Here is a 13,586-nt window from a genome sequence, read left to right as displayed (position 1 = left end):
CCATCGGCTCCGTCGGTTCGGCTGGTCCCGGTGGTTCCGTCGGTCCCGCCCGGCCTGTCGGTCCCGCCGGTCCCGCCGGTTCTGTCGACGCGGCTGTCGGTTCTGTCAGCGTGGCTGGTTCTGCCACGGCTGTTGTCGGGGCCGTCGGCACGGCGAGCGTGGCGAGCGTGGCAGGGGCTGCGGGAGCAGCCGGAGCGGCGGGCGCCGTCCTGGAGGACTCCGGGGCGCTCCTCTGCCCCACCTGCTCGACGCCGCTGACCGGCGGCACGCACCGGAGCGCCGCCGACGGCCCCGGCCAGGAGGACGGCGGGAGCGACCGGATGCTGGCCGCGCTGCGGGCCAGTGAATCCCGCTTCCGGGCCGCCTTCTGCGACGCGGTCATCGGGATGGCCCTGATCGACCCCGAGGACCGGATCATCGAGGTCAACCCCGCCTTCGCGAGCCTGATCGGACGGGGCGTCGGCGAACTGGTCCGCACCCACCTGCACGAGATCATCGACCCGGAGGGCATGCCGCACCGGCTCTTCCCCGAACTCGTCCACGGCGAGCGGGAACGGTTCCGCGTGGAGAAGCAGCTCAAGCACCGCGAGGGCCATACGGTCTGGAGCAAGGTCACCGTCTCACTCATCCGGGACGGCGCCGGGCAGCCGCTCTACACCCTCGCGCTGGTGGAGGACATGACCGAGCAGCGCCGACTCGGCGACCGCCTGGAGTACCAGGCTCTGCACGACCCGCTGACCCGACTGCCCAACCGCACCCTCTTCTTCGAACGACTCGACGCCGCCTGCCTCACGACCGCCGAGACCCCCGCCGCCGCCGAGGGCTCCGTCGCTTCCGAGGTCTCCGAGGGCTCCGAGGCTTCCGAGGTCGCCGGCGCCGACGCCGTCCCCGCGCTCGCGGACGGGCCCCGGGTGGGCGTCTGCTACCTGGACCTCGACGGCTTCGCGGCGATCAACGAGACCCTCGGCCACCACATCGGCGACCAGTTGCTGATCGCCGTCGCGACCCGGCTGCGACACGGGTTCTCGGGGCACGGCGCCCACCTGGTGGCCCGGATGGGCGGCGACGAGTTCGCCGTCCTGGTCACCGACAGCCGGGGCAGCGAGCAGCTGACCGACCTGGCCGCCCGGATCCTCCAGGAGCTGGAACGCCCCTTCGACGTCTCCGGGCACCGGCTGGTCATCACCGCCAGCGTGGGCGTCGTCGAACGGTCCGTGCACGAGACCACCCCGGCCGACCTGGTCAAGGACGCCGACGCCACGCTCTACTGGTCCAAGGCCGACGGCCGCGCCCGCTGGACCCTCTACGACCCGGACCGCGGCGCCCACCAGCTGACCCGTCAGCTCCTCGCCACCGCACTGCGACCCGCCCTGGAGCGTGGCGAGTTCACCATCGAGTACCAGCCGCTGGTCGGCCTGGCCGACGGCGCTGTCCACGGTGCGGAGGCCCTCGTCCGCTGGCGCCACCCCCGCTACGGGACGCTCTCGCCGGACCGCTTCATCCCGCTCGCCGAGGAGACCGGCGCGATCGTGCCGCTCGGCACCTGGGTGCTGGAGGAGTCCTGCCGTCAGGCCCGGCAGTGGCTCACCGAGTTCCCCGAGACCGAGACCTTCGTGAGCGTCAATCTGGCCGCCCGCCAGATCTGGGACTCCGACGTGGTCGCCGACGTCGCCCGCGCCCTCGAACGCACCGGACTTCCGGCCCGGCTGCTCCAGTTGGAGATCACCGAGAGCGCGCTGCTCGGCCCCGGCGGCCGGCCGCTGCAGGCGCTGCAGGCGCTCGCGGACATGGGTGTGCGGATCGCGATCGACGACTTCGGCACCGGCTACTCCAACCTGGCCTACCTCTCCCGGCTGCCGGTGCACGTCCTGAAGCTCGACGGCACCTTCATCGAGGGGTTCCGCGACCCGGCCCCGGCGGCGGGCCATCCGGAGCTCTCCGAGCTCGACTCCCGCCGCAGCGACGCCGACGAGCAGATCGTCGGCGCGATGGTGCAGTTGGCCCACACCCTCGGCCTGACCGTCACCGCCGAAGGCATCGAGAGCGCCGCCCAGGCCGAACGGCTGCGGCTGACCGGCTGCGACACCGCCCAGGGCTGGTACTTCGCCCGGCCGGGCGAGGCCGAACTGGTCGCGGCCATACTCCGCGAGGGCCGCCCCGGCCCGGACACCGGCCGGTAGTCGGTCGGTAGCCGGGCGGGGGCGCCGGGCGGGGTGCCGTGCAGGGGCGCCGGGCGGGGCGCCGGGCGGACCCTCAACGGCCGGGCGTTCCGGCGGTGTTCAGGCCTCGGCCGTCAGGCCGTACGCCTCCGCGATCAGACCATAGGAGCGGAGCCGGGCCTCGTGTCCGTGGATGTGCGAGGTGACCATCAACTCGTCCACGCCGGTCCGCTTGCGCAGGGCCTCCAGCCCGTCCGCGACCTCGCCCGGGGCGCCCAGCACCACGTTGTCGAGCCAGCTGTCGATGAAGTCCGCCTCGGCCGGGCTGTACGGGTAGGCCTCGGCCTCCTCCGGGGTGGGGATCGGGCCGGGATTGCCGCGCCGCAGCCGGAGCATGCCGAGGGCGGCGGAACGCGCCAGGCGACGGGCCGAGTCCTCGTCGTCGGCGGCGACCGCGCTCACACCGATCAGCGCGTACGGCTCGGCGAGGACGGCGGAGGGGCGGAAGGAGGCCCGGTACAGGTCGAGGGCCGGGACGGTGTTGGCGCTGCTGAAGTGGTGGGCGAAGGCGAACGGCAGGCCGAGGCGGCCGGCCAGCTGGGCGCTGAAGCCGGAGGACCCGAGCAGCCAGATCGGCGGGCGCCCGTCGCCCTGGGGGACCGCGGTCAGCTGGGCGTAGGGGTGGCCGGAGGGGAAGTCGCCGTCGAGGAAGTGGGTCAACTCGGCGAGTTGCTGCGGGAAGTCGTCGGCGCCCTCGGCGAGGCCGCGGCGCAGCGCCCGGGCGGTGGCCGGGTCGGTGCCGGGGGCGCGGCCGAGCCCCAGGTCGATCCGGCCGGGGTGCAGGGCCTCCAGCAGGCCGAACTGCTCGGCGATCGCCAGCGGGGCGTGGTTGGGGAGCATCACCCCACCCGAACCGAGCCGCAGGGTCGTGGTGTTGGCCCCGAGGTGGGCGAGCAGGACGGCCGGGGTGGAGCTGGCCACTCCGGGCATGCCGTGGTGCTCGGCCACCCAGAAGCGGTGGTAGCCCCACTGCTCGGCGTTGCGGGCCAGCGCGGTGGTCGCGGCCAGGGCCTCGGCGGGCGTGTAGCCGACGCCCACGGTGGCCAGGTCGAGGATGGAGAGCGGGGCGGGTGCGGTACCGCGGGCGGCGCCCCGGATCGCCGCGCCGGTCGGCGGTTCGCTCCCGTGCTCCTGCTGGTCCTCGGTGGTCATGCCGTCCGCCCTTCTGGCTGTCGTTGAGCCGGCCGTCGTGGGCGACCACGGGTCTGGGGTGGCCCGACGGTCGCTGCTGCCGACCGGGGTCAACCACCCCGCCGGGCTCGCTGTTCCCGCGTTCCGACGTGTTCCAGCCCTCACGCCGTCCCGCGCCGTTCCCAGGTCCTCCGCTGTCCGGTCTTCCTCCGTGCCCCTCTCTCCGGTCCCCCTCCGTGCGGGTCGGCACCGGACGGCCGACCGACCGTTCGGCCTACGGAGAGCCAGCAGGCGGACACGCCTGGCGACTTCACGCCAGCGCCGGAAGTCGCCAGGCGCAGGGCTCGCGAACGGCGGTCGGCGTCCGGCAGGCTGGTGATCAGGAGCGGGTCACCCAACGGGATCCGCGTTCCGCCAGCAAGATCGTCGGGCTGGACCAGCGCCGATCGATCCCCGCGAGCCCCCGGAGCGGCACCCCGCTCCGGGGGCTCGCGCCTTTGTGCAGGTCGGGGCCGGGCGCCTGTGATCCGCGGCATACCGGGGTGCTTCATGGCATGAAAAGTCGAGGCGCTAGCGTTGACCCCAGCAGCCACCTGCTCCCCCGGGCGGCGTGGAGGGAGTACGGGCTTTGAACTTCGTGGCGGCGATCGGATCCTCGTGGATCTGCGCCCTGGCGCTCTTCGCCGTACTCGGGGACGCTCTCCTCCCCTTCATCCCCAGCGGGACGCTGGTCATCCTGGCCGTGCTCAAGACGGCGCGGATCGACGGCGCCCCGGTGCTCCTCGGCCTGGGCGTGGCGGTGGCCTCGTTCCTCGGCGACCTCCTGTTGCTGCACCTCTCCCGGCGCGGCGCCCCGCTGCTCCAGCGCCGGCTCGCCCGACGCCCGAAACTGGCGGCCAGCGTGACCCGGGTCCAACAGGCCCTGGCCGAACGCCCGCACGGGGCGGCCGCGGCCATGGTGGTGATCGCCCGGTTCGTCCCGGCCGGACGGACCGTCCTGGACGTGGCCATCGGCCACTCCCCCGCCCATCCGCACCGCTTCCTGCACTGGTCGGCACTGGCGGCACTGGTCTGGGCCGCCTACATCGTGACGCTGGGCTGGCTGAACAGCCACTGGTTCGACACCGCCTGGCTGAGTCTGGCCGTCTCCTGCACCGCGGCCACCATCGTCAGCACCGCGATCGCGCGAATAGTGCGCCGCACCCGGCGGCTGGCCGCGCTCTGACCGTTGCGCCTCGACCGGCGCCCCGCCACCCGCGCTCCTGCCGGTGGCAGTTCGTCTGCCGCAGCGTCCCCGAGACGGGCGCGATGTGCCCGGACAAGCGACGAGTCACACCGAGCGCCGACGAACTCTGACCGGCCCGGCGAGGCCGGCGGTACCGTACTCCCCTGGCGGTGCGCGGTGCGAAGCGTCACAGGACGGCAACAGACGACGAATCCCTGCAGCCCAGCCCGGCGCCGCTGACGTGTTCACTGTCGTAGTAGGTCGGCAGCCTTGGTGGCCACTGCGACCACATGGCATGCTAACGGCGGAAAATTCATCAATTGCCCGATTTGCCCGGTGCGGCCCAAGCCGCCCTCACCACCGGCATCGGCACCCAGGGGAGACCATGACCAGCATCTCGCGCAGGACGGTGCTCAGTGCAACCGCCGCGACCGCGGCCCTCGGCGCGGTCGCCGCCTGTTCCAGCAGCGGATCCGGTTCGAGTGAGAACGCCGTCTCCCCCACCTCCGGCGGCAGCCCCGGCACCACCCAGGCGGGCACCACCGATCCGACCAAGACGGGGATACCCAAGGGCACCCCGATCGGTGACGGCTCCAACGCGGACACCGGCCCGCAGCCGAACCAGCCGAAGCCCGAGAAGCTCAAGCCCGGCGAGCGGCCGCCCCAGTTCGTGGTGTTCTCCTGGGACGGCGCGGGCGGCACCGACGACGGCCAGTTCCCCCGCTTCCTCAAGCTGGCGGAGCAGTACAAGGCCACGATGACCTTCTTCCTCTCCGGGATCTACGCCCTGCCCAAGGGCAAGTCCGACCTGTACCACCCGCCGAAGCACTCGGTCGGCGCCTCCGACATCCCGTACCTGTCGGACGGCGCGGTCAAGAGCACGCTCAAGCTCGTCAGCCAGGCCTGGCTGGCCGGGCACGAGATCGGGACCCACTTCAACGGGCACTTCTGCTCCAGCCGCCCGGACAAGAACGGGGTCAACATGTGGACCCCCGAGGACTGGCAGAGCGAGATCGACCAGGCGATCGGCTTCGTGACCCAGTGGCGCACCAACACCGGCTTCACCGACGTCGACCCGCTCCCCTTCGACTACAAGAAGGAGCTCATCGGCGGCCGCACCCCCTGTCTGGAGGGACAGAAGGCGCTGCTGCCGACCGCCGCGAAGCTGGGCTGGAAGTACGACGCCAGCTCCTCCGGCGGCCTGCAGATATGGCCGCAGAAGGTGCAGGACGGCAAGGTCTGGGACTTCCCGCTGCAGTCCATCCCGTTCCCCGGGCACACCTTCCAGGTGCTGTCGATGGACTACAACATCCTGGCCAACCAGTCCGCCGGCAGCACCAAGGGCGACCCGGCCAAGTACAACGACTGGCGCACCCAGGCCAAGGACTCCTACCTGGCCGGCTTCGACCGCGCCTACAACAGCAACCGCGCACCGTTCTTCATCGGCAACCACTTCGAGCAGTGGAACGGCGGCATCTACATGGACGCCGTCGAGGAGACCCTCAAGGCCATCGCGGGCAAGCCGGAGGTCCGGCTGGTCTCCTTCAAGCAGCTGGTCGAGTGGCTGGAGGTGCAGGACCAGTCCACCCTGCGCAAGCTGCGCACGCTCAACGTGGGCCAGGCGCCGACCGGCAGCTGGGAGACCTTCCTCGGCACTGCCGGCTGAGGCGGGCACCAGCCGGAGACCTGAGGCGAACACGACGGACGGCCTGAGGCGAAGAGGGCCGACGGGTCGAGGCGGGTGCGGCCGGCGGGGTGGACGGACCCCGCCGGCCGTCGTCGTCGGCGCCGGGCCGCTACCCGCCGACGGTGATGTCCGCGAGCAGGCCGCGGACGATGCGTTCGGCCCCCGCCTCGCCCCAGAGGATCGAGTAGTGGTTGGTGTCCGGCACGAGCGAGGCCGGCACCCGGGCCCGGTCGAGCCCGGCCAGCCCGATCCGCTGGTGGTCGTAGAGGCCTTGCGGCTCGTCGAGCAGGCCGCGCTCGGCCCAGAGCAGTTCGGCCGGGCAGGGCAGTCGGTGTACGGCGGTGGCCGCGTCCCGGTCCAGCAGCACCTGGGTGCCGTCGGTCTGCACGGCCTCCAGCACGCAGGAGGAGCGCAGTTCGGGCTCGACACCGACCAGGTCACGCTGGGTGTAGGCGTCGATCTCCGCCGACCACGCCGTCCCGAAGGCGGGGTGCCGCTGCCAGAACTCCCGGTAGGCGTCCCGGTCCGGGAAGGTCATCGACAGCCGGGCCAGCGCGGGGCCGAGCACCGCGGCCAGGGCGTCCTCCTCCCGGACGCCCGCCGGCAGCGGGAAGGTCAGCGCACCGTCCACCAGCAGCACCCGGCGGATGAGTTCCGGATGCCGGACGGCGGCCAGGGCGGTGACCCAGGCACCCATCGAGTGGCCGACCACGGTGGCCGGGCCCGCCCCGAGAGCCATGATCAGCGCGGCCACGTCGTCGGCGTGCCGGGCGAGCCCGTACGGTCCGGCGACCGCGCGGCTGGCGCCGCGCCCCCGCAGGTCGGGCGCGAGCAGGGTGACCCGCCCGGCGAGCCGGCGGGCGACCTCGTACCAGGCAAGGCCGTTGGCGGTGATGCCGTGCACCGCCACGACCGTCGGGGCGCCCGGGTCGGCGGCGGGCCAGCGCAGGACCGCCAGCTCCCCACCGGGCACGGGGGCGGTCAACTCTTCGGGCTGCAGGGGCGACTGGCTCACGCGGGGGTACCTCCGGTGGGGCGGGCGGTCCGGACGACGGCCGGCGTCCGGACCGCCCGGGCGGATCGGGCGGCGCGGATGCGGGCAGGCAGTCTAGCCAGGCCGCCGGGCAGCAGGTAGACCACCGCGACGAACAGGGTGCCCAGCAGGAACAGGGGTTGGGAGAGCGGTACCCGCAGGACGGCGGGCAGGTCTGCGATCGTCGCCGAGTTGGCGAAGTCGCCCAGCCGGTGGCCGGCCCAGGTGTAGAGGACGCCGCCGAGCAGCGGGCCCCAGCGCGTGCCGGAGCCGCCGAGGACCACCATGACCAGCAGGGCGAGCGTGGCGTCGGAGCCGGCGGCCTGCGGGGTGGCGCCGCCGGTCAGCAGCAGGTAGACCACCCCACCCAGCCCGGCGAGGCCGCCGGACAGCACGAAGGCGACCAACTTGTAGCCGTAGGGCCGCAGTCCGAGCACCTCGACCCGGCGCTCGTTCTCCTTGATGCCCTCCCAGACCCGGCCGGCCGGCGAGTTGACGGCCCAGTGGACCACGGCGACCGTCAGCACCAGGTAGCCGACGGCGATCCAGTAGAGGTTGGCGGTGTTCTCGATCCCGAGCAGGCCGGAGGGCAGCAGGTCGGCCGGGGCGGAACGCCCCTCCTCGCCGCCGGTGACGCCACCGGGGTTGCGCTGGACGAGGATCGAGCCGGCCTGGGCGAAGGCGAGGGTGACCATGGAGAAGCCGATGCCGGTGACGCGGAGGCTGACCGAGCCGAGCAGCAGGGCCAGCGCGACGGTGCAGGCGACGCCGAACACCGCCGCGGCGGCGAAGGGCAGTCGGAGTTCCAGCATGCCGAGGTCGGTGGCGTAGAGACCGGTCGCGAAGTAGAGCGCGTGGCCGAAGGAGAGCAGTCCGGTCCGACCGAGCAGGAGGTCGTAGCCGGTGGCGAGGGCCCCGTAGAGCAGGCACAGGGCGAGCAGTTGCAGACTCCCTGGGCTGCCGAGCGGGCCGTCGAGTAGGCCCGGGACGGGAAGCGCACTGTATGGGGCGACAAGGAACGCGATCAGCAGGGCGATCGGCCACCAGCGTAGCGCTCTGTGCATCGATGTCCAGCGATTAGTGACTGAATCACCTGTTCGAGGGATAGCGCCCAGGTCGACTGTGTGTTCACAATGGGGCTCGGCAAGGCCGGTGTCAGTCCCCCTTGCCACAGTGACGGTCTCGGCGGAGCTGGTGTCAGTCCCCTCTGCTTGCACGGCGGTCATGGCAGGGCTGGTGTCAGTCCCCCCTGCCGAGGTGGCGGCGCTGCGGTCGACCGCGGGGCCACCGGTGCTCGTGATCGGAGTTTCGGCGCTCACGCGAGCCTCCCGGTGAGTCCACGGGGTCGGACCAGAAGCAGCACGGCGAGCAGGACGACGACCGAGAGGTCGCCGAGCCCGGCGCCGGTGTAGTAGTTGGCGAACTGCTGGACGAGGCCGACGCACACCGAGGCGACGGCGGCTCCGGTCACGGAGCCCATGCCGCCCATCACCACGACGACGAAGGCGAAGATGAGCAGGCCGGTCCCCTGGCCGGGATTGACCGAACCGAAGTAGAGGCCGCCGAGGGCACCGCCGAGCGCGGCGGCCGCCCCGCCGATGGCGAAGACGAGGGTGAACGCCTTCCGGACGTCGATGCCGAGCGCCGTGACCATCGCCCGGTCCTCGACGCCGGCCCGGACGATCAGCCCGTAGCGGGTACGGGCGAGGAACAACCGAAGAGCGAGCAACAGCAGCGCGGCCGCGGCCACGAGCACGAAGCGGTTGACCGGGACGGTCGCACCGAGCACGTGCCAGGTACCGGAGAGCACGGCCGGCTGGGGGAAGGGGCGGGCGTCCGCGCCCCAGACCCCCATCAGGAGGGCGGGTACGGCGAGCCCGACTCCGACGGTGGCGAGGATCTGATCACGCGGCCGACTGTAGAGCGGGCGGATCAGGAAGAGCTCCAGCAGGACGGCGGCGGCCGTCCCGACCAGGGTGCCGAACGGCACCGCGAGCCAGAACGAGAGGCCGGCCTCGGTGCCGGCCCACCAGGTGGCATAGGCGCCGATGGAGAGCAGGGCGCCGTGCGCGAAGTTGAGCACGTCCATCAGACCGAAGATCAGCGACAGACCGGAGGCGACCAGGAAGTACAGCGCACCAAGACCGAGTCCGGTACAGGAAAGGAGGACGACAGTGTCCATCAGGGCTTCACCTCCGCGGTGACGACAGGGGCGGCCGGAGCCACGGCGGGCCGGGGACCGCCGGCGAGCGGGTGACGGGAGCCGACGCCGAGCAAGCGGCGGGCGGCTTCCTCGTCGGCCAACAGCTCGGCGGTGTCGCCTCGGTGGGCGGTGCGGCCGTCGGCCAGGACCGCACAGGTGCCGGCCAGCCGTCGGACGAGGGCGAGGTTCTGCTCGACCAGGAGAACGGGCACGGCCTCAGCCGCTCGCGCCAACACCTCGGCCACCTCGGCGACGATCTTCGGTGCCAGGCCCTTGGTGGGCTCGTCGGCGATGATCAACCGGTTGCGGTTGAGCAGCGTCCGTCCGATCGCCACCATCTGCTGCTGGCCGCCGGAGAGCGTCCCGGCCAGCTGCCCGGCCCGCTGCTTGAGTTCGGGGAAGAGCTCGTGGACGAGCGGATAGTTCGGCTCGTCCGCCCCGGCCTCGCCCCGGGCGCCGCGCTCGGCGAGGCGGAGGTTCTCGGCGACCGTCAGGCCGGCGAAGATCCCCCGGTCCTCGGGCGCATAGCCGATGCCGTGACGAACCACCAGATGCGTGGGAAGGGAGGAGAGTTCGACACCGGAGAAACGGACGCTTCCGGTGCGCGGCACCAGGCCCATCACGGCCTTGACGGCGGTGGTCTTACCGGCGCCGTTGCGGCCGAGGAGTGCGGTCACCCCGGCAGGGGCCACATCGAGGTCAACACCGTGCAGGATGTGCAGCCCGTCGATGACCACCCGCAGATCACGGACGGAGAGGAGGGGGTCGGCAGGAGACGTGGGCGTGGCAGAGGAGGAAGGCGAGGAGAACGGAGAGGAGATCACAGCGCCTCACCCAGGTAGGCCTGTTGCACGGTCGGGTTGGCCATCACGGCCTCGGGGGTGTCCAGCGCGAGCAGCGTGCCGTGGTGCATCACCGCGAGTCGGTCGGCCAGGCCGAGCAGAACGTCCATGTGGTGCTCGACCATCAGGACGGTCCGGCCGAGGTCACGGTGCACGGACCGGATCAGCGCGGTGAGGGCGGGGACCTCCTCCGCACTCACCCCGGCCATCGGCTCGTCCAGCAGGATCAGCCGCGGATCGGAGACGAGGAGGACGGCCAGTTCCAGCTTGCGCTTCTCGCCGTGCGAGAGCGCGCCCGCCAAGGTGTCCGCGCGGTGGGTGAGTTCGGTGCGGTGGAGGGTCTCGGCCAGTTGCTCCTGGTATCGGTCGGCGCGGCGCCAGAGCCGGTACGAGGCACGCGGCCCCGCCGCCGCCTGGGCGGCCAGGCGGACGTGGTCGGCGACCGTCATCCCCGGCCAGAGAGAGGAGGTCTGGAAGGTACGCCCAAGCCCCCGGCGCGCCCTGGCGTGCACGGCCTCGGCGGTGATGTCCACGCCGTCGAGCTGAAGGCTGCCGTGACTCGCCGGATAGATGCCGGATATCAGGTTGAAGAGGGAGGTCTTCCCGGCACCGTTGGGCCCGATGAAGGCGACGAACTCGCCCTCGCCGACCGAGAAGGAGACGTCCTCGACGATCGGCACACCGCGGACGGACCAGCCGAGTCCGTCCAACCGCAGCACCGGGGCGGCCCGGCCGCCGCCCACGGTGGGCGACACCGACGCGGACGGGCGGGGGCCGGACGAGGCAACAGACGAGGCAGCGGACGATTCAGTGGACGAGGGGCCGCGCGGGGAACCGGACGAGGAGCCGAGCGGGGAAGGAGTGGAGGCAGTGGGAGCGGGCATCGGGATCAGCCCGCCATCGGGGTGACCGGGGGCGCCACCTCGTCTGCCGTCAGGGCCTTCTCCACCGAGGGCTTGGCGGCGCCCCCGGTGCCGGTCAGCCGGGCCTGGAACATCGGCTGGAGGAGGGCGTGGTCCTCGGCGCGCACCGTGGTGCGTCCCTTCACCCCGTCGAAGCTCCAGCCCTCCAGCGCCTTGACCAGGGCCGAAGTGTCGTCGGCGGAGCCGTGGTTGGCCTCGACGGCGTGCACGATCAGCTGGGCGGCGGTGAAGCCGTCGGGCGTGAAGATGTCGGTCTTCCCGCCGGCGGCGGTGACGGCCTCGTCCATGGCCTTCTCCACCGGGGTGCCGGCGGCGCCGCCGAAGTAGTGGTTCAGAAAGGAGATCTTCTCGGCCGCCGGGCCGAACAGCGGGTAGGAGGCGGCCAGGTCCAGCCCGGTGACGACCTTGGTGTCGGCGAACACGTCCTGCTGGTTGAGCGCCGTCCACAGGGCCGAGGCGGTGTCACCGGCCCAGGCGACGAACAGCAGGTCGGGCTTGGCGGTCTTGGCCTGGGTGGCGAACGGGGTGAGGTCGGTGGCGCTGGGCGGGGCGAGCACCTGGTCGACCGTCGCGCCCTGGGCGCCGAGCACGGCCTTGACGGCGGCCACGTTGGCCTGCCCGAAGGCGTTGTCCTGAGCGAGCACGGTGACCTTCTTGCCCTTGGCGTCACCGATGAACGAGGCCGCGGTGCGGATGTCCTGGTAGGACTGGCGGCCGGAACGGAAGGTGTACTTGTTCAAGCCGGTGACCTTGTCGGCGGCGGCCGGGCCGCTGATGAAGAGCACCTTGTTCTGGGCGGCGATCGGGCCGACCTGGAGGGCGACACCCGAGGCGGTGGAGCCGGCCAGGACCTTGTAGCCCTTGCCGATCAGGTCCTTGGCGGCGGACACCGCCTTGGCCGGGTCGCCCGCGTCGTCCTGCTCCTCGAACTCGATCTTGTGGCCGTCGACCGCGCCGGTGCCCTTGGTCGCGTAGCTCAGACCCGCCTTGAACCCCTCCAGGTACTGCTTGCCGTAGGCCGCCAGCGGCCCGGTCTTGGAGTACACCAGGCCGACCTTGACCGGGCTCTTCGCACCACCGCCGCCCGCCGAGGCCGTCCCGGCGGTACCGGCCTTGGCGCAGCCTGCGGCGAGCAGGACGCACGCCGCGACGGCGGCGAGCTTCCGGGCCGGGCCGCCGGTCAGGGCCTCGCCCGGGCGGGCGCCGGAGGCGGTCCGAGTGGGGGCTGTCGAGCTGCGCATGGTGACCGACTCCTGGGGGTGCGGCGGGTGGATGCCGGAACCGTAGGTGTGCGGTGGGACTGGCGACATGTGCCCGAGCGACGCATCAGCCCGCCCTGATGTGGCCCCAGCCGACATACCACCCGGTCGGCGCCGCTCCCCGGGCACCCGGGTGTGGTCTGCCGACACGGGCCGGCATCCGTGCATGGCGGCGGCCGCCATGGCTACGGCGGCCCGCACCCGGTGACGGTGGAGGGGCGCGGCAGCCGTCCGGCGGCGGCTGCCGCGCCCGCCCGGATCGTGCGCCCTCTCCCGTATCCCACTCCTCACGAGGTGATCCCTTGGACAAGGTCCTGGACTCCCCCGCCGACGCGGTCGCGGACATCCCCGACCACGCGGTGCTGGCTGTCGGAGGCTTCGGCCTCTGCGGCATCCCGAGCACGCTGATCGGCGCCCTGGCGGACACCGGCACCACCGGCCTGCGCGTGGTGTCGAACAACTGCGGGGTGGACGACTGGGGGCTCGGCCTGCTGCTGCGGGCGGGCCGGATCGCCCGGATGACGTCCTCGTACGTCGGCGAGAACAAGGAGTTCGCCCGGCAGTACCTCTCCGGCGAGTTGGAGGTGGAGCTGACCCCGCAGGGCACGCTGGCCGAGCGGCTGCGGGCCGGCGGCGCGGGCATCCCCGCGTTCTACACCCCGGCCGGGGTCGGCACCCAGGTCGAGGAGGGCGGGCTGCCCTGGCGCTACGCGGCGGACGGCTCGGTGGCACTGGCCTCGCCGGCCAAGGAGGTCCGGGAGTTCGGCGGCCGCCGGTACCTGCTGGAGGAGGCGATCACGGCGGACTTCGCGCTGGTCCGGGCCGAGGTGGCGGACCGGCACGGGAACTGCGTGTTCCACGCCGCCGCCCGTAACTTCAACCCGCTCTGCGCGACGGCGGGCCGGATCACCCTGGTCGAGGCGGACCGGATCGTCGAACCGGGCGAGCTCGCCCCGGACGCCGTGCACCTGCCCGGGGTGTACGTGGACCGGGTGGTGGCCGCCGATCCCGCGGACCGCCGCATCGAGCGCCGGACCGTCCGGCCCGCACTCCAGGAGGCCTGA

At 72.6% G+C, this 13,586-nt stretch carries 11 protein-coding genes; 4 read left to right on the top strand and 7 right to left on the bottom strand.

The genetic code is table 11. From position 1 onward, the window contains the following. The first annotated feature begins 167 nt into the window (after positions 1–167). Positions 168–2,180, top strand: coding sequence for a putative bifunctional diguanylate cyclase/phosphodiesterase (locus tag ACIOJE_RS16960; protein ID WP_400776948.1), 2,013 nt, complete (start codon positions 168–170; stop codon positions 2,178–2,180). Between the two features lie 99 nt (positions 2,181–2,279). On the opposite strand, the gene ACIOJE_RS16955 is transcribed toward ACIOJE_RS16960, so the two are convergent. Beyond that, positions 2,280–3,371: an LLM class flavin-dependent oxidoreductase gene (locus ACIOJE_RS16955; protein WP_280679904.1), complete on the bottom strand. Its 1,092-nt coding sequence runs from the start codon at positions 3,369–3,371 to the stop codon at positions 2,280–2,282. 616 nt (positions 3,372–3,987) lie between these two features. On the opposite strand from ACIOJE_RS16955, the gene ACIOJE_RS16950 reads away from it, so the two are divergent. After that, positions 3,988–4,575 (top strand): DedA family protein, encoded by a 588-nt coding sequence (locus tag ACIOJE_RS16950; RefSeq protein WP_280680179.1) that lies wholly within the window; start codon positions 3,988–3,990, stop codon positions 4,573–4,575. Positions 4,576–4,960: 385 nt separating this feature from the next. Further along, complete coding sequence (locus tag ACIOJE_RS16945; protein ID WP_400776946.1) at positions 4,961–6,241, top strand: hypothetical protein; 1,281 nt, start codon at positions 4,961–4,963, stop codon at positions 6,239–6,241. A 130-nt stretch (positions 6,242–6,371) separates the two neighbouring features. Here the strand turns inward: ACIOJE_RS16945 and ACIOJE_RS16940 are convergent, their stop codons facing one another. The 6 genes from ACIOJE_RS16940 to ACIOJE_RS16915 all read right to left on the bottom strand — a co-directional run bounded on the left by ACIOJE_RS16940 (position 6,372) and on the right by ACIOJE_RS16915 (position 12,504). Continuing rightward, the gene (locus ACIOJE_RS16940) at positions 6,372–7,277 is read right to left on the bottom strand and encodes an alpha/beta fold hydrolase (protein WP_400776944.1); all 906 of its coding nucleotides are present in this window, start codon (positions 7,275–7,277) and stop codon (positions 6,372–6,374) included. After that, entirely contained in the window at positions 7,274–8,359 is a 1,086-nt protein-coding gene (locus ACIOJE_RS16935) for a branched-chain amino acid ABC transporter permease (protein WP_400776942.1), read from the bottom strand. The genes ACIOJE_RS16940 and ACIOJE_RS16935 overlap by 4 nt, the downstream gene beginning before the upstream one ends. Before the next feature lie 251 nt (positions 8,360–8,610). Further along, positions 8,611–9,477, bottom strand: a complete 867-nt coding sequence (locus tag ACIOJE_RS16930; RefSeq protein WP_280679912.1) for a branched-chain amino acid ABC transporter permease — start codon at positions 9,475–9,477, stop codon at positions 8,611–8,613. After that, entirely contained in the window at positions 9,477–10,322 is an 846-nt protein-coding gene (locus tag ACIOJE_RS16925) for an ABC transporter ATP-binding protein (RefSeq protein ID WP_400776939.1), read from the bottom strand. The genes ACIOJE_RS16930 and ACIOJE_RS16925 overlap by 1 nt, the downstream gene beginning before the upstream one ends. Further along, a complete protein-coding gene (locus tag ACIOJE_RS16920; protein WP_400776937.1) occupies positions 10,319–11,095 on the bottom strand; it encodes an ABC transporter ATP-binding protein in 777 nt (258 codons plus the stop codon). The genes ACIOJE_RS16925 and ACIOJE_RS16920 overlap by 4 nt, the downstream gene beginning before the upstream one ends. A 134-nt stretch (positions 11,096–11,229) precedes the next feature. Next, entirely contained in the window at positions 11,230–12,504 is a 1,275-nt protein-coding gene (locus ACIOJE_RS16915; protein ID WP_400776936.1) for a substrate-binding domain-containing protein, read from the bottom strand. A 320-nt stretch (positions 12,505–12,824) separates the two neighbouring features. Here ACIOJE_RS16915 and ACIOJE_RS16910 point away from each other — a divergent pair, with 320 nt between their 5' ends. Next, entirely contained in the window at positions 12,825–13,586 is a 762-nt protein-coding gene (locus tag ACIOJE_RS16910; RefSeq protein ID WP_280679920.1) for a CoA transferase subunit A, read from the top strand.

Source organism: Kitasatospora sp. NPDC087861 (genome assembly GCF_044742585.1).
Taxonomy (GTDB): Bacteria; Actinomycetota; Actinomycetes; order Streptomycetales; family Streptomycetaceae; genus Kitasatospora.
The sequence above is the reverse complement of the archived record's forward strand: the minus strand, read 5'-3'. Positions and strand labels throughout refer to the sequence as shown.